Genomic DNA, 24,701 nt, shown 5'->3' with positions numbered 1-24,701 from the left:
TCCGAGGTCGTTGATGTCAACGATAGATGTCAGGCGTCGGTTCGAAGGCTCTGGCCGACGCGCATTCGTTGCCCGTCTCGGCACCCCTCTGCCGCCCCGATGCCCCAGCTTGCGAGAGTAGTCTCGTGCTGCTGAACCCTGAGAGCACGCTGTTCGTCCGTGGTGCCACGCCCGCGCTTCTGCTGGCCGACGGACCCGTCCACGATGCCCTGCCACTCCTGACCGCGCCGGACAGGGCCATGCCCTTCTCTGGAGCATCGTCCCTCGACTCACCCTGTGCATCGTAGACGGACCTGGAGACCGCAGTCAGGACTCAAGAACGCACACCAAGAGCACAATCTCCGATAGGGAGCGAATGACGCGCTTTTTGGCCGATCTCAGTTCTCCGAGAATACGCTCCGCATCCTCTTGGCTTGCCTCAGGTGGCAGCTTTGCCATGTCGCTGTAAGCAGCCACCCAGACACGCCAGGCGTCTCCCACGTCAGGAAATTCTGAGGCCAGACTGTGGACTGCATCGACCCAACTCTTATGAAGATCGCGAAATTCTGGCCTGTACTTGTAGTACAACATCATCACATGGGGTCCTGCAGCATTTTCCATCTCAGGTAACACGCCCACAAAATTTTGCGCCTTGGATGTGCAGTCAGTCACACATTCTGCTGCGCGCGCAACTAGCGACAGGGCGTGCGACCCTCCGAGTGAGCGCACTCTAATCATGCCGACGAAGAGCTGAGCTGACGCCTTGGCGGCCTTTTTGTGATTCGCCCTATATAGTAGGACGAAGTAGAGCGCCATCGCGATCATAACGATCGCAGGAAGCAAGAGTTCCCTCATCATGGCGCATGCTGATCGTCGACATCAACATGCCGCACGAGAAGTGAGTAACCCAGTGTTTTTGCGGCGGCTTTCAACTCTTCAACGAGATCACTACGTGCCGCCTTCACTGCATCAAGCAGGAGTCCCAATTCGCTTGCGCGCCATTCGCCCCCACGTGCGCAACCGTCGACCTCATCCATATATTGGGTACGTAGGATATCGAAGTGAAACCATGCGTCGCGGACGGCTGGACAGATGGGGGCAACTTCTAGGACCACATCTGTGTGTGTTGAGATGGTGCTACGTATGCTGTGGAATAGACTGCTCAACTCTTCCCGGCTTGGACTGTCATCCGAACTGTCGATCTTCTCTTGCAATTGCGTGAATTTCGCGATTTGATTCCGTGACACATCACGGATGGTGCACATATGGATGAAGAGTTCAGCATTCAATTTGCTTATCTTCATTTCCTCCTCGTCTTCGCGCTTCTGCTTGCGCTTTAGGCGCTCCTTGATCATTTCTGTGTGTGTCCCTAAGTAGAGCGCCGCAAGAGATGAACCCGTGGCAATGAATGCCGTGACAATGGAACTGTCCATGCCGCGCCCTCGCGATCGAAAGAATATGACCGGCTATGTCACACCGCGGCTCACTCGTGCCGCACCGGGAGGTGCTGAAATCTTGGTTACCCCGCATTGACGGCATATATGTGCACGGAATTAATACGTCCGCTTACCGCAGGCCTGGCGGCCCAGGTAGTAGTTAACCAAGTGCATCCAGAGGTGAGAGGTGCATAGGTCGCACCGAATGCCACGTCTCACTGCAGATGAGCGGCACCAGCTTTGGTGCGGACGGCATCGAGAGCATCTCCTGGAAGTCGACTCCGCTTGAGCAATGCCGACTGACCGGTCTCCTCGGCTGCTCGCAGCGCGCCGCGCATCGGCCGGCGACCTACCGCGACGGCGGCAGGAACTCCTGTGCCGGCCCTTCATGGAGATTCCTGCGCAGTGAGCCTTGATGGCTCACTGATCGAGTGCGACGGCTTTTGGCCCAGGTCTTCTTCGTCCCGAAGCAACTCAGGTAGGCGTGGTGCCTTGGGAGGGCATGCCGTTCACCTGGGCTGATGGTTCGCAGACGTCCGGGCTCGTCCGGCGGGTCTTTCACGGCCAGGAGCTGATCACCACCGTCCCGCATGTCACCAGGAGGTGGTGGTTCCCGCAAGTCAGGCGAACACAATCGCCGGAAGATCGTCTAGGGAAGACGTCAAGCATCACCCGACGCCAACCCGTCAACCATCAACCGAGACTCGACACCCTGCGGGCTCGAAGTCGTGCACGTCGGTGCGGAGTTCGCCGCGCCGTGGGGAGGGTGCTAACAACAGGAAGACCGCTGGCCGGCCGGAGTGCGGGGGGCGTTGTGAAGCGCACGGGCCGTGCCCGGCGGTCTCTACGGAGCGGCCCCTGATCGCTACGCTCACCGCATGACTGAGTTTCTGCAGGTGTCGACCGCCACACCGGAACGTGAGCAAGCCGTCGAGCTCGCCAAGGGAGCAGTCAAGGGGCGTCTTGCCGCAGGGTCACAGATCATCGGCCCTGTGGTGTCCGTGTTCTGGCACCTCGGCGAGTTCGGCGAAGGGGAGGAGTGGCGGCTGCTGCTCACCACCACGCGTGACCGCTATCCCGAGCTCGAGACGTACCTACTGAAGAACCACCCGTGGGACAACCCCGAGGTGATCGCCGCACCGATCCACGGGGCGCAGCGGTGTATGAAGTGGATCGAGGACACCGTCGAGAACTAGGCGACCTTCTCCAACACGTTCCGGACGAGGCCCACGTTCTGGTGCTGGCGCAATTGTTCCAGCACCGGGGCCAGGCGCTGCCGGGGACGTACGGACGCGACTCCGACGGACAGGTCCCAGGCGCGGCCTGTCACCCGCGCGGCTTCCTCGACCTCGCCGGCGGCCAGGTAGGCGTCGGCCAGCCAGGACAGGTACAGGGCCTTGTCCCGGGCGTGGTGATCGTCGAAGCGTTCGAGCGCTCGCGTGAGGACCGGCACAGCCCGCAGAGGGCGGCGTAGTTCGGTCCAGCACCGGCCGGTCATGATGTCCAGTTCCGTCTGGTCGACCCAGGCTGCCCAGTCCGGCTGCGGCTCCCCGTCCTGCTGCTCTTGGAGAGCGGCCCGCGCGGCATCCAGGGCCTGCTCGACCAGGTGAGGCTGATCCGCAAGAGCACAGGCCCACGCCATGCGCTCGTGCAGGAGCGCACGTACACCGGCGGGCGTGCTGGGGGTGATGGTGGAGCAACTGCTCGCAGCCATCTCGACCGCCACATTCCGGTCGGCGGCCTGGTAGCCGAGGAACGCGTAAGCGTTGCCGAGGAGATCACTTTCAGCAGCTTCGCGGGCCGCGTGCCGACTCTCCTCGTACAGGCTCGCGGCCTGCTTCTGCTGGCCTCCGTCGAATGCGGCCCAACCCGCTTGCTGCGCTTGCTCAGCGAGCAGTGCCACCATGCGGCGGCGGGCCTCCGGGGTGAAGGTGGAGGTGCGCAACAAGGCCTTGGTGGCCTGGTACTCGCCGAGGTACACGCGGTATGTGTCGCCACCGCCGAGGATTTCGTCGAGTCGGCGCAGACGGGCCGTGCGGTGTCACAACCGCTCGACATCACTGTTGGAGAGGTGCCGGGGCGCCGGCGGTTTCGTCAGCGCCGGAAGGGCGGCGGCCAGGCCGGTGCTGGTGGCGGCTTGGAGGACGGTTCTGCGGCGCACGCTGGTCACTCCGATCTGTGGGTCGTACGTGGGCGCAAGATGTTCGCCGGTTTCCCACGGGCGGGGAGCCAGGCCCACCATGTCCCCCGGTACCCGGAGCGCGTCCGCGATCTGCCGGACCTTGTCGATCGTCGTGATCTTGCCTTGTCCCTTGGCCAGCGTGCCGACCCGGTCCGGCTTGATGTCACACTCCGCGGCGATGCGTGAGTAGCTGATCCCGGCACGGCTTCTCGCGAGTCGGAACACCGTCCCGAAGTCGTGCGCCTCCAGTGCTCGGCGCATCTCCTCGTCAGTGAGGAGTTCCCTTGGCAGCGCTGTCGGTGGCTGGTGAATCATGCGGCACTTCCTGCTCGCCTGAGTCTGCGGGATTGTCTGGCTGGGGCTCTACCCATCATGGGTATACCGCGCTGCGGGAAGTGGGCTCTTCGCGAGAAGACCACTCTGGACGCGAAGAGCTCCGGCGGCCGGGTCCAGACGGCCTGCCTGGGCATGGACGACTGCGAGGAGTCGCCACCATGCGCGAGACTACCCAACACCGCACGAGATCAGTCGATTTGGCGAACTCCCGGGCGCCCGCGATCTCGAGCGACCGTAATCGCGTCCTCGTGATCGAGGACTGGCTACTGGCCGCCGCTTCCGACGTCCAACAGGCGCGGAGGGAATGGGACGAGGGCGCCTTGACCTTGCTTCGGTGCGGCGACTTGTTCACCGCCATTCGCTTGCCCGGGGACTCCGTACGCGTTGCCGCCTCCAGCATCGACCCCGCTGAGGTGAGCGCCTATCTGGCCAAGGTGTTCGACGGCGGCCCTGTCATCGCCTCCCGCAGCCGCTACTACGCGCTGGTTCCGCCGAGCACGGGCGTGGCCTGGCAGCACCCGGACGCCGAGTGCCTGACATGGGGTACCTGGCTCGGAGTCCCGCCCGTCACGTCGACGACCTGCGAAGACTCCCCGGCGCACTGGGCTGTCCCCATGAGCAGGCCGGGCAAGCTGTGTGACGCCGACGCCGTCGCGCAGCTGGTTCAGCTGGCACAGCAACTGCTCTCGGGGCAGGAGGCCGGCGATGGGAGTTAGTCAGGCGGCGCCGTTCAACGCGGACGAGATCCGGCGGCGGTGCGAGGAAGTGCTGTGGAGCTCTGGAGGGCAGCCGGACGAACAGCAGGCACGTCTTCTGGAGATGGAGGGGTACGTCCGACGGCTGGCGCCCATGCTGGCAAGGCTCGTGCCGCGGATGCAGGAGGGGATGCAGGGCACGGCGCGCATCGTCCTGAGGCGCTCGGGCGAACTGCTGGAGGAGAAGGTCCCGTCGGCTGATCCGGCGACTCGCCTGCATGACGCCGGAGTGAACGCGCGAGCGTTGCTGGGCCTGCTTGAACGGCCCGGTGAACTCATCCCTGTTCCTGATACGCCGGCCGGGGCTTGGAACGGCCTGCGCGTAGGAGCACAGCCTCACTGACCGGCGGAGGCTTTCGCCGCGGTCCGCAAGCTCCGCCCGCGGCGACCGCCGCATCGTGCAACGAACGAGATTCGGCGCGGGTGGAACGGGCGCCGGGGGCACGTCCCCACTACGTCCCGGGCGCCCCCTCACGACTCGCCGTCCGGCGGGTTCCTCAGTGCGACACAGAGGAGAGGCATGTTCGTTCACTCTGACCGTCTGCCCGCGACCCCTGCGATTCCGCAGTGCCTGGTAAGCGCCCGGCCGTGGGGCTTGGCCCGCATGAGGCCCTACCCGACGATGGCCCCCGCCGCCCGGGCCCAGCTGGACCCGATCACGCAGACGGGCGTGTTCTACGACGGAGCCGGTCAGGTCCTGGAGATGGGCAAGCACAACACCAGCACTGGCACCAGCCCGGCGACCGGCACCAGCCCGGACGGATCGGGTCAGGGCTCCACGGACACGGACTCGGGGAGCGACAGCGACCAGTGAATGGCCCACGTCCGGTGTTGGTCGTCACCAGCCTGCACGACCCCACTGCTGACGTGGTGATCCGCGAGCTGTACGACCGGGGTGTCCCGGTCGTGCGGCTCGACTCGGGGGACTTCCCCGCATCGCTGTCGGTGGAGGCACACATCACCGAGCATGGCCTGCACTGCCGCCTTTACACACCCTCCCGCACCGCGGACCTGGCCAACGTCCGCGCCCTGTACTACCGCCGACCGACCCAGTTCGCCTTCCCGAACCTCGACGAGCAGGACGCCAGGTGCGTTATCACTCAAGCCCGCTACGGGCTCGGTGGAGTCCTGTCGACACTGCCGAGCTGCCTCTACGTCAACCACCCGCACCGCATCGGAGACGCCGAGTTCAAACCGGCCGGGCTCGTCACAGCGGCCGACGTGGGGTTCCTGGTCCCGCCCACCCTGATCACCTCAAGCCCCGACGCCGCCCGCCAGTTCATCAAGGCGCACAGCTCGGTCATCTACAAGCCGCTGCACAACCCCCCGTACCGAGTCGACGGCGTCTCGTCCGTCGTCAAGGTCGCCGAGGTCTCAGCAGCCGACATCGACGACGACGTAGCGGGCACGGCGCACCTCTTCCAAGAGCGTGTCCCGAAGGCGGCCGACGTACCGGTGACCGTCATCGGCACGGCGGCCGGTGGCTGGTCCGGCAAGGCGGGCCGGAGGGGCTGTGGAACCGCGTGGAAGATCAGTTCGGCCGCTGGTACGCCGCCGGCTCACCAGAACTGGAGGAGTTCACTGTCAGCGTTACCCCGGAGGGCCAGACGATCCGCTGGTAGCCGGAACGAGGGCGCTATTGACCGCCCTCGTTGATGTCAGAAGTGCACGTCAAGGGCCCCGGACCATGATCGGTCCGGGGCCCTTGGCTGGTGCCCCCGGCAGGATTCGAACCTGCGACACCCGCTTTAGGAGAGAGGCTGGGCCGCACAGCAGGTCACATGCGGCTTTGCTGACCGAGCTGGCGGGCCCGGTTTTACCCGTGGCAAACCTGGTTGACCGCTGCTGACCCCTGCTTCTGGCACGACCGTGGCACGGCGACCTCTTCGTCCCGAACTCTCCGCCCGATTGTCCTGGCGGTCCGGGACGCTGGTCGTGGGGGGCATCGACGGGCTCTGGTGGTCGGCTGCGGTTGTGGTGGTTGCTGTACTCCGCTGCTGTACAGCAACCACCACGGGGCTGTCGATGGACGTCCTTGGTCACAGGCCGCAGGAACCGCGGTCCATGTGGAGGTAGCGGGCGTTGGCCCAGCGGCACAGCCGGATACCGACGGTGACACCGACGATGGTGACCAGGGCGGGCAGGTATCCGCTCGCGACCTGAACGATCGGGATTGCCGGGCACCCCCCGGAGATTGCCCAGCCCGTACCGAACAGCACCGCGCCGGGGATCACGCCGGCGTGAATACGCCCCGGAGTACGGCGGACCCGCAGCAGAGCGAATGCGCACACGATGATCACGACGGCGCCGGCGAAGGAGAGGAGCATACGCAGGTCCTGGAAGGTGAACATGCGGTTCAGCTCGGTGTAGTCGCCGAAGCCGATATTGGAGACGGTATAGCCGAGAGCCAGCCCAGTGATGATGTTGGCCAGCAGAATCGCACCCCGGGTACGCATCAGATCACCTTCCACAGCAGGAACGACGCCGCGACGGCGGTGCCGAAGAACACGGCGGTCGCGACGAGGCTGACCGGGCGCAGACGGCCGCAGCCGTTGAGTCCGTGACCGGAGCTGCACCCACCGGCCAGCCGAGTGCCGAAACCGACCAGCACGCCTCCGACGAACAGCAGGACGACCATGGTGGTTGGGTTTGCGGTGACCACGTTCCGGAACCCGGGGCCCATGTCGAAGCGGAGGTGGAACCGCCCGGAGGTGACCGCGGCGATCAATCCGCCGAAGAAGATGGATACCAACAGGGCAGCCTGGGTGACCAACGGGGCGGGACCGGGACCCGTTGCCGGGGTGCCCTCACGCACGGTCGGTTCGACGCCCGTTTCGAGCAGTTGTGACGTCCCGTGCGCAGTCGGCGGCACGGTGGGGCTGGTGCCGAAGTGCTCCGCTGTAGCTGCGGCGAGAGCGTCAGCGAGTGCACGCTCGTCGGTGAACTCCTCGTCCGTCTGCTCGAGGCGGCGCTCCCTGCGCCAGTGCAACACGCGATCCCACGCGGACGACACTCCGAAAGACCGGTCCGTGGTGAGGGCGTAGTTGATGGTGATCAGCGCAAGCCCGGCGGCGCCGGCCCACCAGGGCCAGTAGCCACTCATGAGGGGCCTCCCATCCATTCGGTGAATCGAGCCCACCAGCCGCGCCTCGGTCTGGGCCGATGCGCTGTGCGTCGAGAGGGACGCTCTGGAGACTGGAAGGGCTGTGGCGATGGTGACGGTCGGTAGTGCGAGACCGGTATTGTCGGAGATGTCAGCCCGAACTGATCCACAGTTCCCGCTGCCGCGGGCGCAGGTGCTGATGGCTCTGGTGGCCGAGTCGGTGCCGGCTGCGACCAGGACGCGTTCTCCGGCGGCCAGGGATGGTGTTGTGGTGGAGGGGCCTGCTGGGGTCCGCGCTCTGGGTACGCGGCGGACCGGTTCTGTCCGGTGGCGCCGTTTTCAAGGTGTCGCGCGCTGGCTCCGTTGGGCAGCAGGCTGATCGGCACACGCTCGCCGGTGAGTGATACCTGGTAACGCGCACAGCCCAGCCACTGATCCTCGCTGTCGCAGTAGTAGTCGCGCCAACCTTGCAAGCTAGCCCTGAGCAAAGGGAAGAGGGGGCATCCTGCGGCGTGCGAGCAACTCACATTGCTCCCTTCTGACCGGTGCACACCACCCGTTCCGTGAAGGCGGTTGCGGTTCTCGGTCTCTTGCCCTCGCCGCGTCAGGGTCGACGAACTGAAAGAAAGACGCAGTGACGGCCAGTTCACAACACGGAGTAGTGCCTCCCTTCTCGACCGGGCGTGATGGAACCACTGTTTCGATGTCCCGAGCAACCTCGGAGGGATTTCGACCGTCACCGCGTGAGATCGATAGGTGAGGTACGCCACGCAGTATTGGGGCGTGACGCGCCGTTATGGCCGCGCGTCCTGTCGATGTGATCGGTTGTTCGTGGAAGTGGTGTACGTACGGAAGGTGTTTGTGGCGGAGTTGTGAATTTGACTGTGACGAAACTGTTGATATTACTGGTCGTTAATTGGGTGCTGTCAAAGGAGAATCATGTGCCGACGTGCGGTCTGCCAGTCATGCCGGAAGGTGACCTATGAGGGCTGCGGGAGGCACGTGGAGCACGTGCTCGCCGGCGTGCCAACACATCAGCGCTGCATGTGTGAGTCGGCGGAGCGCAAGGGTGCGCACACGGGGGAGCCGATGGCTCGAACGGGGCCGGATCCGGTCCAACGGGACGGGGCGGCGCGACGCACACGCGTTCCTCGACGCCTGGACGGTGCACATGGTCGATCGAAGGATCGCTTGTGGGACCGCCTCATCGCTTGGCTGAAAAGCCCAGCGTGAAGTAGGTGGAGCCAGGGCACAGCGCTCGCTGGACGGATGGCCGGGCAGGCTGCCGAGCCGCCACTATCCTCCCCGGCGGGCATCTGTTCGCCACGGCGGGCGGTCTCACCCGCGACATGTCTGGGCCGCGGAGAGTCACGGTCGGGGACTCGGACCGTGACTCTTCCCGCGTTCCTCCGCCGGCACCTGGAGGCCGGTTCTCACGGTGCCGGAAGTCTTCAACGCTCCGCTGTGGCGAGCCGGCGGCCCTGCGGCGCAGGGACATCGACCTGGAGGCGCTGAACGGGACCGTCCGCCCGTGCGCAGACCGAATTGCAGAACTGCCGCCTCTTCGACAAGGCGCCGAATCAGTCCGAGAAGGACCCTGCGGGCCCGTAGTGGCACGCGTGTGACACGACCCCTGAAACACCGAAGGGCCAGCCTGGGAGGAAACTCCTCCTGAGCTGGCCCTTTGCTCTGTGCCCCCGGCAGGATTCGAACCTGCGACACCCGCTTTAGGAGAGCGGTGCTCTATCCCCTGAGCTACGAAGGCAGTGGCAGTGGACGCAAGCAGCGACGTGCCCGTGGTCTGGGAGGACCACAGGCGTCAGCGTACCGGATGTGGGTCGGGCGGGTGGGGGGTCAGGTCAGGGATGCCGGTGGGTGGGTTGGTGGGGTGCGTCATGGATGGGTGTCGGGGGGAGAGGGCGACGCGGGGTGGGCCGGGTGGGTCAGGACGGGGGGACCCGGGTGTAGCGGGACGCTGTGTGGAGGTCTGTTTGGATGCGGGTGGCCGTCGTCGTCAGTTCCGGGAGGAGGTCCGTCACGCACTCCCCCGGGGTGCGGCGGCTCGCGTGCATCGCCGTGTTCAGGGCCGCCACCACCCGTCCCGACCGGTCGCGGATCGGGACCGCCAGGGAGCGGAGGCCCTCTTCCAACTCCTCGTCCACCAAGGCGTAGCCCTGCGAGCGGACCATGGCCAGGGTCCGCTCCAGCCGCTGCTTGTCCGTGATCGTGTGGGGGGTCAGAGCGCGCAGGTTCCCAGGGCCTGGCAGCGGCGTGGGCGCGTCCGCCAGCAGGACCCTGCCCAGTGCCGTCGCGTACGCCGGCAGCCGCGTGCCCACCGTGATGTTCACGCTCATCACCCGGGCCGTCGCCACCCGGGCCGTGTACTGGATCTCCTCGCCCGAGTCCGACAGCACCGCCAGTGACGTCGATTCGTGGATGCGGGACGTCAGGTCGGCCAGGTGGGGCCGGGCGATCTCGGGGAGGGACGTACGGGACAGGGGCGGGAAACCGAGGGACAGGATCCGGGGGGTCAGGGTGAAAGTGCGGCCCGTCGCGGCCACCAGGCCCAGGTGCTCGTAGGTGATCAGAGCGCGCCGGGCCGTCGCCCTGGCCAGGCCCGTCGCCCGGGCCACCTCCGTGAGGGTCGGCTCCGGCCTGTCCTCGCCGAACGCCGTGACGACCGTCAGGCCACGCGCCAGGGACTCCACGAACTCGCGGCCCAGTTGCTGCTTGGACGTGCCCGTCCAGCGCGCCAGGTCCGACGGGGGCGGGCCGGGCTCGGGGGGCGGGGCGGCCCGGAGTTCGCGTTCCATGGCCCGCACCGCGGACCGCAGTCTCGGGAGCAGCGTCGTGCGCAGGTGCCGCGCGGTGTGGCGGCTCGTGTGGCTGACCACGCTCGCCACGCACGCGATCCCGCCGTCCGTGCCAGGGGCCCGGACCGGTACCGAGACCGCCACCAGTCCCGGCTCGATCAGCTGGTCGTCCAGGGACCAGCCGTTCGCCGACGCCTCGTGCGTGCGGCGTACGAACGTCTCGTCGTCCCGCTCGTCCGCCCCGTACGTGCGTGGCGGTACGGCCGTGAAGGACAGGTCTCTCGGGTCCGCCGCCCTGCGCTGCCGCCAGCGCTGCCAGTCCGTATCCGTCCACTCCGTCGCGAACAGCGGGCCGGGCGCGGTGCGTTCGGCGGGGAGCAGGTCGCCGATGCGGAAGCTGAGGGACATCGCGCGGCGGCGGGTCGCCTGGTGGATGAAGCGGATGCCGTCGAGGTCGGCGACCGCGAGCGAGACCGACTCGTCCAGTTCGTCGGCGAGCGCGTCCGCGTGCGGGGCGAGCAGCGCGGGCAGGCGCAGGGCGGACAGGTAGGCGTTGCCCAGTTCCATCAGGCGGGGGGACAGGTGGACGTCCCGGCCGTCGAAGCGGACGTAGCCCATGCGGGCGAGCGTGGCGGTGATGCGGTCGACGGTGGAGCGGGCGAGGCCGGTGGCCCGTTCCAGGCCGCTCAGGCTCAGTGTGCCGTTCGCCTCCGTGAGCTCCCGCAGTACCGCGATGCCGCGGATGAGAGGGGTGACCGCCTCCGCGGGGACGTCTCTCGGGACGTCCCTCTGCCCCGTCTCGTCGGCCGGCGTGGCGGCACCCTTCTGAGGCTCGGGCATGGGCTTCGCTGGCATCGGCTCTCCGGTACGGCGCTCGCGACGGTCGCGGCAGGCCCACCGTAATCCGAGTGATCCGAGATCGGTGCCACGTGGCCAGGTGGCCAGGGGACCAGGGCGGATGGGTGGCGCTAGTCCCGTGTGACCCGTACCCGATATCCCCCCTCCACCCCCGCCCCCGCCACTCCGGCCCCCGCGCCCACCCCCACCACCTCGATCGTGATCCCCCGGCCCGCGTCCCGGAACGTCTCCCCGGGGGTGAAAGGCGCGTCGGACAGTTCCGCGTGGACGTTCGGTGCGCGGGTGCAGCCGCCGCTGTTGCGGCGGGCGTCGGTGACGGTGACCGGGCCCATGCCCGTGTCCACCTCCGCGTCGACCTCGTAGATCAGGACGCCAGGGCGGCACACGGCCTCGTCGTTGCCGGCGCGGGTGCGCAGTTCGACGGCGTAGCCGGTCCTGCCGTCCAGGGGGACGAAGACGAGCTTGGAACCACCGGCTTCCGCGAGGGGCGTCAGGGTGTACTCCGTGGTGCCGGGGGACGACGCGCAGTGGACCTGGGCGGCGTCGAGCCAGCCCAGCTTCCACTTGTGCCAGCCGAGGAAGTCGTTGTTGGCGCCCCAGTCCTCGCTCATGATGTCCCAGTGGCCGACCGCGCCCCCGCCCTCCGCGGTGTACAGGTCGGGCAGGCCGAAGACGTGGCCGTTCTCGTGGGGGAGGACGCGGTAGCCGGTGCGGTCGTAGGAGCCGGAGCCGTCGTCCTGGCGGGAGTAGACGAAGGAGGCGTTGGCCACGGGTACGCCGTCGGCGAGCGGGGCGTCGGGGTTGCCGGCGAAGGTGACGGACAGGACCGTGTCCAGGGCGGAGGGGCCGGCGTTGGGGCTCACCAGCACGTTCAGCAGGTCGTACGCGCGGAAGTCCACCTCCGGGTCGGCCGCGGCGACGAGGTCCTGGACCAGGGTGCGGTAGCCGGGCTCGAACGGAGCCCCGCGCTCTATGCCGTACTCCCGGAAGGACTTCGGCATCCGCAGCCAGCCGGGGACGGGGGTTTCGGGGCGGTAGTCGAGGCGGCCGTAGGAGCTGGTGCGGAACCACTCGCGGGTCTGCGGGAAGAACTCGCGGAAACGGTCCCGGGCGTCGCCCTCGCCGGGGGCGTCCGAGAAGTCGATCATCAGGGTGAGGGCGCGGACGGTGCCGGTGGAGCGGGAGTAGCCGGTGGAGGTCGGGATGCCCTCGGACATCTGGACCCCGCGTGCGCCGCGGATCATGCACGGGCCGTGCGCGGGGGTGTGGGACAGGACGATCGGGCCTGCTCCCGCGGTACTGGTGCCCGGCCTGAGCCCGCCCGTGCCGGCCGAGGTGCTGACCGTGAAGGTCAGGGCGCTCACGCAGGCCAGGGCGGTCAGGCGCCGCCCGGCTATCCGGGCGCGGGGCGGCCCCGTGCCGTCCGGGCGGGGGCGCCGGGGCTGCGGCTGTATGCAAGGGACCTGCAAGGGACCTCCCGCGCCACGGCAGCCTCCCGTCTCCGGCTGCACCCTTCCGATCACCCTGCGTCGCCGGACCGGGGGGACGCGCGCTGGAGGAGACCGATCGTGGGTTTCCCGTCAGTAGCGGCGTCAGTGGCGGGCGGGGTGGTGCGTCAGCCGGTTCGCGGGCCACACCCCAGGCTGCTTGTGAGTCAGGTCACAAAGAATTTCCTCGGGAGCGGGAAATACCGGGGACCTACTCCCCGTTTAGCCATGTGTCCGACCGAAACGGGGACCCGCTCCCCGGATCGGAGCACCAGCCACTTTCCACCACCAGGAGTACGCCGTGCAGACCGCCGGCCCCGAAGCGCGCAAGGTGCCCCGGCCCCGCGCCGACGCCCTGCGCAACCGGGAGCGGATCGTCACCGCCGCCCGGGAGATGTTCGTCGAGCACGGCCCCGAGGTGCCGCTCGACGAGATCGCCCGCCGGGCAGGCGTCGGCAATGCCACGGTGTACCGCAACTTCCCGGACCGTGACGCGCTCGTCCGCGAGGTCGTCTGCTCGGTCATGGACCGCACCGCCGCGGCCGCCGAGGCCGCGCTCACGGAGACCGGCGACGCGTTCGAGGCGCTGGAGCGTTTCGTGCACGCCGCCGCCGACGAGCGGATCAGCGCGCTGTGCCCGATGGTCTCCAGCACGTTCGACCAGCACCACCCGGATCTGGAGGCCGCTCGCGAACGAGTCGAGCGGCTCATCGCGGAGGTCATGGACCGCGCCAGGTCGGCCGGACAGCTCCGGTCCGACGTGGACGTGGGGGACGTCGTGATCGCTGTGGCCCAGCTCAGCCGGCCCCCGGCCGGCACGGACTGCTTCCAGGCCGACCGCTTCGTCCACCGCCACCTTCAGCTGTTCCTGGACGGGCTGCGGGCTCCCGCCCGCTCCGTCCTGCCGGGTACGGCCGTGACTCTGGAGGATCTGCGCCGGCCCTGACCGACCCGTCCCGGCCGATCGGATCCGTCCGGTCGTCCCAGCCCGATGAGTTCAGGCCGCCCCACCCGTCTGAACCCTGAACGACAGTCCCTGCGGCCCGTCCCCGTGGACGAGCCGTCACCTTTCACCTTTCGACATCTTCTTCCGTCACGAAGTCCCGAAGTGGGTATCCCCATGTCTGAAACAGCCTCGAAGACACTCGGCACACCGGTCAGAGAACCGGACGCCAACCGCTGGAAAGCGCTCGTCTTCATCGCCCTGGCCCAGCTGATGGTCGTCCTTGACGCCACCATCGTGAACATCGCCCTGCCCTCCGCCCAGCAGGACCTCGGCATCTCCGACGGCAACCGGCAGTGGGTCGTCACCGCCTACGCCCTCGCCTTCGGCGGTCTGCTCCTGTTCGGCGGCCGGATAGCCGACCTGTGGGGCCGCAAGCGGGCGTTCGTCCTCGGGCTCGGCGGTTTCGCCGCGGCCTCCGCGCTCGGCGGGGCGGCCACCAACGAGGCGATGATGTTCGGCGCCCGTGCTCTCCAGGGCGTCTTCGGAGCGCTGCTCGCGCCCGCCGCGCTCTCCCTGCTCGCGGTGATGTTCACCGACGCCAAGGAGCGCGCCAAGGCGTTCGGCATCTACGGCGCGATCGCCGGCGGCGGCGGCGCGGTCGGTCTGATCCTGGGCGGCTTCCTCACCGAGTACCTGGACTGGCGCTGGACGTTCTTCGTGAACATCCCGTTCGCCATCGTCGCCGCGGCCGGCGCCTACTTCGTCATCCGCGAGCCGGAGGGCGGCCGCAACCGCTCCCCGCTCGACATCCCCGGCGTGATCCTGTCCACCCTGGGCCTGGTCGCCCTCGTCTACGGCTTCACGCGCGCCGAGTCCAACGGCTGGGACGACTCCCTCACCATCGGCATGTTCGTCGCCTCGGCCGTGCTGCTGCTGTCCTTCGTGGTCGTCGAGTCGAAGGTCAAGGCGCCGCTGCTGCCGCTGCGCGTGGTCACCGAGCGCAACCGCGGCGGGATCTACCTCTCCCTCGGTCTCGCGATCATCGCGATGTTCGGCCTGTTCCTCTTCCTGACCTACTACCTGCAGATCGTGAAGGGCTACTCGCCGGTCAAGACCGGGTTCGCCTTCCTGCCGATGATCGCGGGCATGATCACGGGCTCCACGCAGATCGGCACCCGCCTGATGACCCGGGTCGCGCCGCGCCTGCTGATGGGCCCCGGCTTCCTGGTCGCCGCGCTCGGCATGCTGCTGCTGACCCAGCTGGAGATCGGCTCCTCGTACGCCGCCCTGCTGCTGCCCGCGATGCTGCTGCTCGGTCTCGGCATGGGTACGGCGTTCATGCCGGCCATGTCGATGGCCACCCAGGGCGTCGAGCCGCGGGACGCCGGTGTCGCCTCCGCGATGGTCAACACCTCGCAGCAGGTGGGCGGCGCGATCGGCACGGCCCTGCTGAACACGATCGCCGCCTCCGCGACCACGGCGTACGTCGCCGACCACATCGCCGGGGCGACCAGCCGGTCCCAGCAGCAGCTGGTCCAGCTGGAGGCCATGGTGCAGGGCTACACCAGCGCCATCTGGTTCGCCGTGGGCATCCTCGTGGTGGCCGCCGCGATCGCCCTGACGTTCGTCAACGCCGGCCGCCCGGGCGGTACGGCGGTGGCGTCCTCCGGTGAGGACGCGGCGGACGAGGTGCAGATCCCGGTCGTCGCCCACTGACGCCCGCGCACCGCACCCCTTCGGGCCATCCGCGGGCACGAGGAAGGGGACGCCTCGCACCTGCGGAATCCAGGACCTGCCCCGGCCCCGCGCCGACTCAGCGGAGCCAGGGCAGGTCCGCACCCGCTTCGGCCGGCTGAAGTCCCTCGGCGATGATCCGCATGATCTCGCCGAGGGACTTCTGCTGTTCCGCCGACAGCCGGTCGAAGACGGCCTGCCGTACGGCCTCCACGTGCCCGGGCGCCGTCTGCCGCAGCACCTGGAGGCCCTCGTCCGTGAGGACGGCGAACTGGCCCCGCTTGTCGTCGGGGCAGTCCTCCCGGCGTACCCAGCCGTTCTTCTCCAGGCGCGCGATGGCGTGCGAGAGACGGGAGCGGGTGATCTTCGCCAGCATCGCCAGCTCGGTCATGCGCAGCCTGCGCCGCGGCGCTTCGGCGAGCTTGACCAGAAGGCCGTAATAGAGGTGCGGCATGCCCGCGTCACGCTGCAGCTGACGGTCGAGGTGGTCGTCGAGGAGGGTGGCGCCCTCCATGAACCAGCGCCAGACGCGCTGCTCCTCGTCGGTGAGCCAGCGCGGCTCCTGGGGGCGGGCGGGCGAGCCGGTTGTCGGTGCGGATGCGGGTGCCTTCATGCGTTCCACTCTACGTGGCCCCTCCTTGAACTTTAAACAAATGGCCCGTACAGTTTTGTCAGGGAACCACGTTTCCGGAAGGAGCCGCAGCATGTCCGCCGCCACCCAGGAGCGCATGCCCGCTCTGTACCTCAGTCACGGAGCGCCGCCCCTGGCCGACGACCCGGTCTGGCCCGGTGAACTGGCCGCCTGGTCCGCCGGTCTGCCGCGACCCAAGGCCGTCCTGATCGTCTCCGCCCACTGGGAGGAGGCCCCGCTCGCCCTCGGTGCGACGCACACCGTCCCGCTCGTCTACGACTTCTGGGGCTTCCCCGAGCACTACTACCGGGTGAAGTACGCCGCCCCCGGCGCACCGGAGCTCGCGGAGTCCGTACGCAAACTGCTGCGCGCCCCCGGCATCCCCGTCCAGGACGTCCCCGACCGCGGCCTCGACCACGGCGCGTACGTCCCGCTGGTCGAGATGTACCCGGAGGCGGACCTGCCGGTCCTCCAGGTGTCCATGCCGACGCTCGACCCGGTCCGGCTCATGGAGATCGGCCGCAGGCTCGCGCCCCTGCGGGACGAGGGCGTGCTCATCGTCGGCTCCGGCTTCTTCACCCACAACCTGGCCGCGCTCCGGCAGGGAGGCATCCCCGCCTGGTCGGCCGAGTTCGACGACTGGGGCCGGCGGGCGCTGGAGGCGCGTGACGTGGACGCGCTGCTGGACTTCACCCGCAAGTCGCCCGCGGGGCAGCTCGCCCACCCACGCACCGAGCACTTCGCCCCGCTGTTCGTGACCATGGGCGCGGCGGACGCGACCGGCGAGCTGGACGCGCAGAAGTCCGTGATCGACGGGTTCTGGATGGGGCTGGCGAAGCGGTCGGTCCAGTTCGGCTGAGGCGGGCCCGGGCGATCGTGCCCGCCGGGCGCTCCTACAGCGGCTTCTCGTACCAGGCCACGTCCCAGTACCGCCCGAACTTGCGGCCGACCTCGCGGTAGGTGCCGGCGTGCCGGAATCCGAAGCGCTCGTGCAGCCGGGCCGACGCCTCGTTCGGCAGCGCGATGCCCGCGTAGGCGCGGTGCAGATCCTCGCCGGACAGGGCCTCGAAGAGGGCCGTGTAGAGGAGCGAGCCGACGCCTCGTCCGCCGGCGCCCGGGGCGACGTACACGGTCGTTTCCGCAGAGGTGGCATAAGCGGGCTTCGCGCGGAAAGGGCTGGAAGTGGAGTAGCCCAGGATCTGCTGTGTCTCCTGCTCCGTGGCAACCATCAGGCGGTGCGGCCCGTCTTCAGGGTGGGAGAGCAGCCAAGGGCGGCGCTCCTCCGGAGTGAAGATCGCCGTATCGAATGTGATCGCCGTCTCACCCACATAGTGGTTGTAGAGGGCCGTGAGGGCCTCGAGGTCATCCTCGACCCCCGGCCTGACCTGCACCTCTGTGGACTGTGACGGCATCAGGCCTCCTCGTGTGGCCGGGCAGGATACTGCATGATCAGAAAAATCGGGGGCCTGGTTGGGAATTCTGTCCTGATTCCAGTCGTTGTTTCCATCGGATGCGGGGCACCCGAGGAGAGTCCGGAGAGTCCCGGAAGACGGAGTCCAGCGTCCGAAGGACCACCCGCTGACCTCACCATCGCAAGGGAGCTCGCATGGCAACCCGTGCCGTCGCCCGTCGTCAGTCCGCCACCGGCGAGACGGCCGACGCGGCAAGCAGTGTTCGCGCCCATGGCGGCGAGATCGCCGACCGCGACCTGGTCGGCATGTACCTCGACGAGATCGCGCGTACGCCGCTGCTCGACGCCGCCAAGGAGGTCGAGCTGTCGCAGATCATTGAAGCGGGTGTGTTCGCCCAGCAGATCCTCGACGGCCTGGAGGAGAACAAGGCCGGGGCTTCGCCCGAGGAGCTGCAGGCCCTGGTCGACGAGAGCGAGCGCGCGAAGGACGTCTTCATCCGCTCCAACCTGCGTCTGGTCGTCGCCGTCGCCCGTCGCTACCCCCGCAGCGGCCTGCCGCTGCTGGACCTCATCCAGGAGGGCAACGCCGGCCTGGTGCGCGCGGTCGAGAAGTTCGACTACCGCAAGGGCTTCAAGTTCTCCACGTACGCCACGTGGTGGATCCGTCAGGCCATCACCCGGTCCATAGCCGACCAGTCCCGCACGATCCGTCTGCCCGTCCACCTCGTGGAGGAGCTCGGCCGGATCCGCCGGGTGCAGCGCGAGTTCAACCGCGAGCACGGCCGGGACCCGGAGCCCGGGGAGATCGCCGCCGAGCTCGGCTCGACGCCCGAGCGCGTCACCGACGTCCTGGACTGGGCCCGCGACCCGGTCTCGCTGAACATGTCGGTGGACGACGAGGGTGAGACCCAGTTCGGCGACCTCCTGGAGGACACGTCGGCGGTGTCGCCCGAGCAGTCGGTGCTCACGCTGCTGCGCAGCGAGGAACTGGACGACCTGATCGGCCGGCTCGACCAGCGCACGGCGTCGATCATCAAGATGCGCTACGGCATCGAGGACGGCCGGGAGCGCACGCTGACCGAGGTCGGCAAGGAGCACGGCCTGACCCGCGAGCGCATCCGGCAGATCGAGAAGCACGCACTGCTGGAGCTGAAGAAGCTCGCCCGCAGCACCGGCTTCGACGCGGCGGCGTAACCCTCGGCCCCGTGCCCCCGGAGGGCATCGGTGAACCCGGTGAGCGTCCGGGCGTACGACGCCTCCCCGCGGCCGGCGGGTGACGGACCGTGTGCGCCCGGTGGGCACCGCGTACGCCGGGTGGCGAAAGACCGCGCAAACATGGCGATGTAACGCCGCTTCAATCCGCGGACTCAGGGAACAAGACTTCTGGGTCCACCAGTTCGGGCCCGGGACCACACCCCCTGGGTCCCCCGACCAGCCACGTCCCGTCGCACTCCCCCCGGCGCCGGGACTTTCCCCGAGACCGGGCTTCGGCGTCCTTCCCCCCGGACGCCGGGGCCCGGTTCTCGTCCGTCTGGAGAGCGGGCCACCCCGTACCTGAACCACGGGGTGGCCCGCCAGATGGCAGATTGTGTCACATGGGCATAGCCTGCCGGGCGTGAGCAGCACCACCCCGCCCCCGCCCCCGTTCTCACTGACCGAGCGGCGGAAGGCAGAAACTCGTAGGGAGATCGCCCGGGCGGCAGCCGGTCTCTTCGTACGGCACGGCCTGCGCGCCACCCGCGCGGAGGACATCGCCCAGGCCGCCGGTATCGCCCCGCGCACCTTCTACCGGTACTTCGCCACCAAGGAGGAGGCCGTCGCCCCGCTCTACGCGACCGGTGCCGAGCGCTGGGTGGAGGCGGTGCGCACCGCTCCTCCCGACGCGGGTGTGCTGCGGGCACTGGAGGAAGGGGTGCGGCACACCCTCACCCCGGGCGTCGCCGTCTCGGCGTCCTCCTGGGAGTGGGTCCGCACGCTCCTGCGCCTGGCCGAGGCGACCCCGTCCCTGCGCCGGGTGTGGGCGGAGGTGTGCCAGGCGTCCGAGCGGCGCCTGGGGGAGGCCTTGGCGGAACGGGTGACACGTGCCGGTGCGCCCGTGGTGACCGGGGTGGCGGCAGAGGCGGTGACGGGGGCGGCGGCCGGGGCAGTGGCCGGGCCCGTGGGCAGTGGCGACAACGTTGCCGTGAGCGGTGAGCCGCCCGCGCTCACCCCCGAGCTGCGCTTCGCCGCCGCCGTGGCCAGTGCCGCCGTACGGGCAGCCCTGGAGGCCTGGGCCGCGGGGGACGGGCCCGTCGAGGGACCGGACGGTCCGGTGCAACTCGCCCTGCGCAATCTCGCGGCCCTGCGGGACTTTCCCTGGGAAGCGGTGACGCGACAGCCCTGAGGACGGTGACCCGACAGCTCTGGGGACGGCGACGCGACAGCCCTGGGGACGGCGACGCGACAGCCCCGGGGCCGGTGACGCGACAGCTCTGGGGACGGCGACGACGGTGACGCGACGGCTCACACCCCGCCCGCGTCCGGCGCCCCGGCCGCCCTGCTCAACCGTGCCCCCAACTCACCGACTGCCGTCACGAGTTGTTCCGGCCCGTGCACCACGAAGTCGCACTCCAGCATCGCCAGCCGGAACGCCACCCACTGCACCGCGTCCCCGGCGGACCCCCGCAGCCGGCAGCTGCCCTCGTCCAGCGGCTCGGGCCTGCCCAGCCAGTCGGGCACCCGGGCGGCGATGTAGTCGGCCGGTGCGGCGAACGTGACGTCGAAGTCGTAGGTCTGGTGCTGCCGTTGCATCGAACGCCGCAGGAACTCCGCCGCGTTCCCCGTCGGCAGCTCGCGCGGCACGAACCTCGCTCCGGTGGCGAACGGCTCGCTGACCCGGTCGACGCGGAACGTGCGCCAGTCGTCCCGGTCGATGTCGTACGCCACCAGGTACCAGCGGCGGCCCGTCGACACCAGCCGGTAGGGCTCCGTCAGGCGCCGCGTCTCGGTGCCGTCGGCGGCTCGGTAGGCGAAGCGCAGCCGCTCGTGCCCGGCCACCGTGGAGGCCATGACGGTCAGGGTCTCGGGCGCGATGCTCGGCCCGTCCCCGCTGGTCAGTGGCGTGGTCGCGGCCTGGAGGGTGGTCACGCGGTGGCGCAGCCGGCCCGGCAGGACCTGCTCCAGCTTGGCCAGCGCCCGTACCGACGCCTCGTCCAGGCCCTCCACCGCGTGCCCCGCTCCGGCGCGCAGCCCGACCGCGATGGCCACGGCCTCCTCGTCGTCGAGCACCAGCGGCGGCATGGCCTTGCCGGCGACCAGCCGGTAGCCGCCGTCGGCGCCCTTGGTCGCCTGCACGGGGTAGCCGAGCTCGCGCAGCCGGTCGATGTCCCGCCGCACCGTGCGGCGGGACACCCCGAGCCGCTCGGAGAGCTCGCCGCCGGGCCATTCGCGGGGCGTCTGGAGGAGGGAGAGGAGCGTCAGCAGCCGGGCCGGAGTATCCGTCGTCATACCGACGAGGATGCCGCACCATTAGGACACGATCTGACCTAGTAGGGGTCTACCTTCGAAGCATGAACACCACCGACACCACCCTCGGCACGGCGGGCGGCGGGACCGACCGCCGGCGCTGGTTCGCCCTCGCGATCGTGATGACCGCGGCCTTCATGGACCTCGTCGATGTGACCATCGTCAACATCGCCATTCCGTCGATCCAGCGGGAGTCCGGCGCCTCCTTCAGCCAGATCCAGTGGATCACCGCCGGTTACGCCCTCGCCTTCGCCGCGGGCCTGATCACCGGCGGGCGGCTCGGCGACATCCACGGGCGCAAGCGGATCTTCCTCGTCGGCATCGGCGGGTTCACGGTCGCGTCCGCGCTGTGCGGCCTCGCGGTGAACCCGGAGATGCTGGTCGCCTCGCGGTTCCTCCAGGGCGGCATGGCGGCGCTGATGGTGCCGCAGGTGCTGTCGATCGTGCACGCCACGTTCCCGGCGCACGAGCGGGGCAAGGTGTTCGGGCTGTTCGGCGCGGTCGTCGGTCTCGGGGCCGTGTCCGGTCCGCTGCTCGGCGCGCTGCTCACCGAGTGGAACCTGTTCGGCTGGGAGTGGCGGTCGATCTTCCTGATCAACCTGCCCGTGGGCGTCGCCGGACTGATCCTGGGCAGCCGCTTCATCACCGAGTCCAAGGCGCCGCGCGCCCTGAAGCTGGACCTGGTGGGCGTCGCGCTGGTGACGCTGGGCCTGCTGATGCTGCTCTACCCGCTCATCCGCGGCCGCGAGCTGGACTGGCCGGTGTGGGGGTACGTCTCGATGGCCGGCTCGCTCGTCGTCCTCGCGGTGCTGGTGGCGTACGAGAAGCGCAAGGCGGCGCGGGACGGTTCCCCGCTGGTCGAGCTGTCGCTGTTCAAGGTCAAGAGCTTCGCGGCCGGGATCGCCGTGCAGACCGTCTTCGGTGTCGCGCTCGGTGTGTTCTTCCTGGTGTGGACGCTGTACATGCAGACCGGACTGGGCTGGACCCCGCTGAAGGCCGGGCTGACCGGGGTGCCGTTCTCGATCGCCGTGTCGGTGGCGGCCGGGATGTCGGTGCAGAAGCTGGTCCCGCGCTTCGGCCGCAAGGTGCTCCAGACGGGCGCGCTGGTGATGGCGGCCGGCGTTCTGCTCTACATCTGGGAGTCCGGGCACTACGGCCTGGACATAGCTCCCTGGCAGATGGCGCTCCCGCTCGTCGTGATGGGCGTCGGCATGGGCCTGATCGTCGCGCCGCTGACCGACGCGATCCTCTCGGAGGTCCCGCGTGAGCACGCCGGATCGGCGTCGGGGCTGATCAACACCGTGCAGCAGATGGGCAACGCGCTGGGGCTGGGCCTGGTGTCGGTGGTGTTCTTCGGCTCGATCTCCGACCGCCTGCGGCAGGAGCAGGTCGGTCCGGCCTTCGTGGACGCCTTCCAGAACGCGCTCGGCTGGGTCGCCGCGGTGATGGGCGCGATCTTCCTGCTGATGTTCGCGCTGCCGAAGCGGCCCGCGCAGCACGTGGAGGGCGAGCAGGCGCCGGCGGGGGAGAAGGAGGCGGTGCTGGTCTGACCGCAGGAAACGGGCCCGGCACCTCGGTGCCGGGCCCGTTCGCGTTGTCGTTCCCGTATCCCGTTCCCAGATCCACCGCCCGTGTCCCGCTCCCGCGTCCCGCTCATGCCCGATTGGGTCCGAACCTGTTTACTTTGCGGAAATCTCGGCGTAGCCTCCCGCTGAAACCACACGTTCGGGCATGAGGCGGAGGCGAACGGACATGTACGCACCGGAGCGGCAGCAGGAGATCCTCCGGCTCGCCCGTGACGGCGGCCGAGTGGACGTCGTGTCGCTGGCCGAGGAGTTCCAGGTGACGGCGGAGACGATCCGCCGGGACCTGAAGGCCCTCGACCGCGCCGGTCTGGTCCGCCGGGTGCACGGTGGGGCCATCCCGGCCGGGCGCCTCGACTTCGAGCCGGACCTCGCCGAGCGCGAGACGACCGCCGCCGACGAGAAGGACAACATCGCCAAGGCGGCCCTCGCGGAACTGCCCGTCGAGGGCACGGTGATCCTCGACGCCGGGACGACGGTGGCCCGGCTGGCCGCCGCCCTCCCCCTGGACGCCTCCCTCACCGTCGTCACGCACAGCCTCCCCATCGCGGCCCGCCTCGCCGACCACCCCGGCATCCAGCTCCACCTCATCGGGGGGCGTGTACGGCACCGCACGCGCGCCGCCGTGGACGCCTGGGCGCTCAGGGCGTACGGCGAGATCCGCGCCGACGTGCTGTTCTTGGCCGCCAACGGCTTCTCCGCCGAACACGGCCTGACCACCCCCGACCTCGCCGAGGCCGCCGTGAAGCGCGCGGCCGTGGCCGCCGCCCGCCGGGTGGTGCTGCTCGCCGACTCCTCCAAGCACGGCCAGGAGCACTTCGCCCGTTTCGGTGCCCTGAGCGATGTCGACCTGCTGATCACCGACAGCGGGCTGAGCCCCGAAGACGCCGTCGCGATCGAGCGCGGCGGCACGGAAGTAGTGCGCGCATGATCCTCACCGTCACCCCCAACCCGTCCCTGGACCGCACCTACGAGGTGCCGTCCCTCGACCGCGGCGAGGTCATCCGCGCCACCGGCGAGCGGATGGATCCGGGCGGCAAGGGCGTGAACGTCTCGCGCGCCGTCGCCGCCGCGGGCCGGCGCACGGTGGCGGTCCTGCCGCTGGGCGGCGCCCCGGGCGCCCTGGTGGCCGACCTGCTCGACCAGCAGGGCATCGAGGTCGCGCCCGTCCCCGTCACCGGGGCCACCCGCTCCAACATCGCCCTCGCCGAGGCCGACGGCGTCCTGACGAAGATCAACGCACCCGGCCCCGAACTGTCCGACGCCGAGCGCGAACTGCTCCTGGAGACCGTGCGGCAGCAGTCCCGCGACGCCGCCTGGATCGCCTGCTGCGGCAGCCTCCCCCGCGGACTCGCCCCCTCCTGGTACGCCGAGCTGGTCGCCCGCGCGCACGCCGCCGGGGCACGGATCGCCCTGGACACCTCCGGGCCCGCGCTGCTTGCGGCCCTGCGCGAGCGCCCGGACGTGGTCAAGCCCAACGCCGAGGAGCTCTCCGAGGCCGTCGGCCGCCCCCTCGTCACCGTCGGCGACGCCGTCAAGGCCGCCGAGGAACTGCGCGAGATGGGCGCCCGGGCCGTCCTCGCCAGCCTCGGCGCCGACGGGCAGCTGTTCGTCTCCCCCGAGGGCGCCTGGTTCGGCAGCGCCCGGGTGGCCGCGGTCCGCAGCAACGTGGGCGCCGGTGACTCCTCCCTGGCCGGCTTCCTGATCGCCGGCGGCAACGGCCCCGAGGCCCTGGCCTCCGCGGTCGCGCACGGCGCTGCGGCCGTCCAGTTGCCCGGCAGCGTGATGCCGACGCCGGGCGACCTGGACCCGGCAGCGGTGACGGTGACGGCCGAGGTGCCGGCGGACCGTGTGCTGAAGGAGCCGGTGTCATGACGTACGACGAGCAGCGCGCACCCACGCGCGAGCGGCGGGCCCTCTCCCCGTTACTCACGGGCCCCGCC

At 69.4% G+C, this 24,701-nt stretch carries 24 protein-coding genes and 1 tRNA gene; 13 read left to right on the top strand and 12 right to left on the bottom strand.

Annotated features, from left to right (window positions below):
- Nucleotides 1-306: 306 nt before the first annotated feature.
- Nucleotides 307-795 (bottom strand): hypothetical protein, encoded by a 489-nt coding sequence (locus tag AB0937_RS18180; RefSeq protein ID WP_366712823.1) that lies wholly within the window; start codon nt 793-795, stop codon nt 307-309.
- A 38-nt stretch (nt 796-833) separates the two neighbouring features.
- Nucleotides 834-1,412: a hypothetical protein gene (locus tag AB0937_RS18175; RefSeq protein WP_366712822.1), complete on the bottom strand. Its 579-nt coding sequence runs from the start codon at nt 1,410-1,412 to the stop codon at nt 834-836.
- 881 nt (nt 1,413-2,293) lie between these two features.
- On the opposite strand from AB0937_RS18175, the gene cutA reads away from it, so the two are divergent.
- Nucleotides 2,294-2,611, top strand: a complete 318-nt coding sequence (gene cutA / locus AB0937_RS18170; RefSeq protein ID WP_366712821.1) for a divalent-cation tolerance protein CutA — start codon at nt 2,294-2,296, stop codon at nt 2,609-2,611.
- Here the strand turns inward: cutA and AB0937_RS18165 are convergent.
- Together AB0937_RS18165 and AB0937_RS18160 are read right to left on the bottom strand one after the other, a co-directional pair.
- On the bottom strand, nt 2,608-3,396 hold the full coding sequence (locus AB0937_RS18165; RefSeq protein ID WP_366712819.1) for an XRE family transcriptional regulator: 789 nt from the start codon (nt 3,394-3,396) through the stop codon (nt 2,608-2,610). The genes cutA and AB0937_RS18165 overlap by 4 nt on opposite strands.
- Before the next feature lie 60 nt (nt 3,397-3,456).
- A complete protein-coding gene (locus tag AB0937_RS18160) occupies nt 3,457-3,912 on the bottom strand; it encodes a helix-turn-helix domain-containing protein (RefSeq protein ID WP_366712817.1) in 456 nt (151 codons plus the stop codon).
- A gap of 179 nt (nt 3,913-4,091) precedes the next feature.
- Between AB0937_RS18160 and AB0937_RS18155 the strand changes: the two genes are divergently transcribed.
- The 4 genes from AB0937_RS18155 to AB0937_RS18140 all read left to right on the top strand — a co-directional run bounded on the left by AB0937_RS18155 (nt 4,092) and on the right by AB0937_RS18140 (nt 6,344).
- Nucleotides 4,092-4,649, top strand: a complete 558-nt coding sequence (locus AB0937_RS18155) for a hypothetical protein (RefSeq protein ID WP_366712816.1) — start codon at nt 4,092-4,094, stop codon at nt 4,647-4,649.
- A complete protein-coding gene (locus AB0937_RS18150) occupies nt 4,639-5,031 on the top strand; it encodes a hypothetical protein (RefSeq protein ID WP_366712814.1) in 393 nt (130 codons plus the stop codon). The genes AB0937_RS18155 and AB0937_RS18150 overlap by 11 nt, the downstream gene beginning before the upstream one ends.
- Before the next feature lie 177 nt (nt 5,032-5,208).
- Nucleotides 5,209-5,502, top strand: a complete 294-nt coding sequence (gene tgmA, locus AB0937_RS18145) for a putative ATP-grasp-modified RiPP (protein WP_366712812.1) — start codon at nt 5,209-5,211, stop codon at nt 5,500-5,502.
- The gene (locus tag AB0937_RS18140; RefSeq protein WP_366712811.1) at nt 5,499-6,344 is read left to right on the top strand and encodes an MvdC/MvdD family ATP grasp protein; all 846 of its coding nucleotides are present in this window, start codon (nt 5,499-5,501) and stop codon (nt 6,342-6,344) included. Before tgmA ends, AB0937_RS18140 begins: the two co-directional genes overlap by 4 nt.
- Nucleotides 6,345-6,727: 383 nt before the next feature.
- On the opposite strand, the gene AB0937_RS18135 is transcribed toward AB0937_RS18140, so the two are convergent.
- From AB0937_RS18135 to AB0937_RS18115, 5 genes are all read right to left on the bottom strand, one after another.
- Nucleotides 6,728-7,144 carry a YeeE/YedE thiosulfate transporter family protein gene (locus AB0937_RS18135; RefSeq protein WP_366712810.1) on the bottom strand — a complete coding sequence of 139 codons (417 nt, stop codon included), beginning with the start codon at nt 7,142-7,144 and terminating at the stop codon, nt 6,728-6,730.
- Complete coding sequence (locus AB0937_RS18130) at nt 7,144-7,791, bottom strand: YeeE/YedE thiosulfate transporter family protein (protein ID WP_366712809.1); 648 nt, start codon at nt 7,789-7,791, stop codon at nt 7,144-7,146. The genes AB0937_RS18135 and AB0937_RS18130 overlap by 1 nt, the downstream gene beginning before the upstream one ends.
- A gap of 1,692 nt (nt 7,792-9,483) precedes the next feature.
- Nucleotides 9,484-9,556 (bottom strand) — tRNA-Arg (locus AB0937_RS18125).
- A 178-nt stretch (nt 9,557-9,734) separates the two neighbouring features.
- Nucleotides 9,735-11,459, bottom strand: a complete 1,725-nt coding sequence (locus tag AB0937_RS18120; RefSeq protein WP_366712808.1) for an IclR family transcriptional regulator C-terminal domain-containing protein — start codon at nt 11,457-11,459, stop codon at nt 9,735-9,737.
- A gap of 113 nt (nt 11,460-11,572) precedes the next feature.
- Nucleotides 11,573-12,826, bottom strand: a complete 1,254-nt coding sequence (locus AB0937_RS18115; RefSeq protein WP_366712807.1) for a M6 family metalloprotease domain-containing protein — start codon at nt 12,824-12,826, stop codon at nt 11,573-11,575.
- 424 nt (nt 12,827-13,250) lie between these two features.
- Here AB0937_RS18115 and AB0937_RS18110 point away from each other — a divergent pair, with 424 nt between their 5' ends.
- Entirely contained in the window at nt 13,251-13,895 is a 645-nt protein-coding gene (locus tag AB0937_RS18110; RefSeq protein WP_366712806.1) for a helix-turn-helix domain-containing protein, read from the top strand.
- Between the two features lie 174 nt (nt 13,896-14,069).
- Complete coding sequence (locus AB0937_RS18105; RefSeq protein ID WP_366712804.1) at nt 14,070-15,611, top strand: MFS transporter; 1,542 nt, start codon at nt 14,070-14,072, stop codon at nt 15,609-15,611.
- A gap of 97 nt (nt 15,612-15,708) precedes the next feature.
- Here AB0937_RS18105 and AB0937_RS18100 read toward each other — a convergent pair whose 3' ends face one another.
- The gene (locus tag AB0937_RS18100) at nt 15,709-16,242 is read right to left on the bottom strand and encodes a MarR family transcriptional regulator (RefSeq protein WP_366712801.1); all 534 of its coding nucleotides are present in this window, start codon (nt 16,240-16,242) and stop codon (nt 15,709-15,711) included.
- A 91-nt stretch (nt 16,243-16,333) separates the two neighbouring features.
- On the opposite strand from AB0937_RS18100, the gene AB0937_RS18095 reads away from it, so the two are divergent.
- Nucleotides 16,334-17,119 (top strand): class III extradiol ring-cleavage dioxygenase, encoded by a 786-nt coding sequence (locus AB0937_RS18095; protein WP_366712800.1) that lies wholly within the window; start codon nt 16,334-16,336, stop codon nt 17,117-17,119.
- Between the two features lie 34 nt (nt 17,120-17,153).
- Here AB0937_RS18095 and AB0937_RS18090 read toward each other — a convergent pair whose 3' ends face one another.
- A complete protein-coding gene (locus AB0937_RS18090; RefSeq protein WP_366712799.1) occupies nt 17,154-17,672 on the bottom strand; it encodes an N-acetyltransferase family protein in 519 nt (172 codons plus the stop codon).
- A 194-nt stretch (nt 17,673-17,866) separates the two neighbouring features.
- Between AB0937_RS18090 and AB0937_RS18085 the strand changes: the two genes are divergently transcribed.
- The gene (locus AB0937_RS18085; RefSeq protein ID WP_366712798.1) at nt 17,867-18,865 is read left to right on the top strand and encodes a sigma-70 family RNA polymerase sigma factor; all 999 of its coding nucleotides are present in this window, start codon (nt 17,867-17,869) and stop codon (nt 18,863-18,865) included.
- Nucleotides 18,866-19,286: 421 nt separating this feature from the next.
- Nucleotides 19,287-20,054, top strand: a complete 768-nt coding sequence (locus AB0937_RS18080; RefSeq protein ID WP_366712797.1) for a TetR family transcriptional regulator — start codon at nt 19,287-19,289, stop codon at nt 20,052-20,054.
- Between the two features lie 119 nt (nt 20,055-20,173).
- Here AB0937_RS18080 and AB0937_RS18075 read toward each other — a convergent pair whose 3' ends face one another.
- Nucleotides 20,174-21,157 carry a YafY family protein gene (locus AB0937_RS18075; protein ID WP_366712795.1) on the bottom strand — a complete coding sequence of 328 codons (984 nt, stop codon included), beginning with the start codon at nt 21,155-21,157 and terminating at the stop codon, nt 20,174-20,176.
- A 62-nt stretch (nt 21,158-21,219) separates the two neighbouring features.
- Here AB0937_RS18075 and AB0937_RS18070 point away from each other — a divergent pair, with 62 nt between their 5' ends.
- From AB0937_RS18070 to pfkB, 3 genes are all read left to right on the top strand, one after another.
- The gene (locus AB0937_RS18070) at nt 21,220-22,725 is read left to right on the top strand and encodes an MFS transporter (protein WP_366712793.1); all 1,506 of its coding nucleotides are present in this window, start codon (nt 21,220-21,222) and stop codon (nt 22,723-22,725) included.
- 202 nt (nt 22,726-22,927) lie between these two features.
- Entirely contained in the window at nt 22,928-23,689 is a 762-nt protein-coding gene (locus tag AB0937_RS18065) for a DeoR/GlpR family DNA-binding transcription regulator (RefSeq protein ID WP_366712792.1), read from the top strand.
- On the top strand, nt 23,686-24,633 hold the full coding sequence (gene pfkB, locus AB0937_RS18060; protein WP_366712791.1) for a 1-phosphofructokinase: 948 nt from the start codon (nt 23,686-23,688) through the stop codon (nt 24,631-24,633). Before AB0937_RS18065 ends, pfkB begins: the two co-directional genes overlap by 4 nt.
- Nucleotides 24,634-24,701: the final 68 nt, after the last annotated feature.

The organism is Streptomyces sp. NPDC047880 (genome assembly GCF_040706515.1).
Lineage (GTDB): Bacteria > Actinomycetota > Actinomycetes > Streptomycetales > Streptomycetaceae > Streptomyces.
This window is presented reverse-complemented; position numbering and strand designations above follow the sequence as displayed.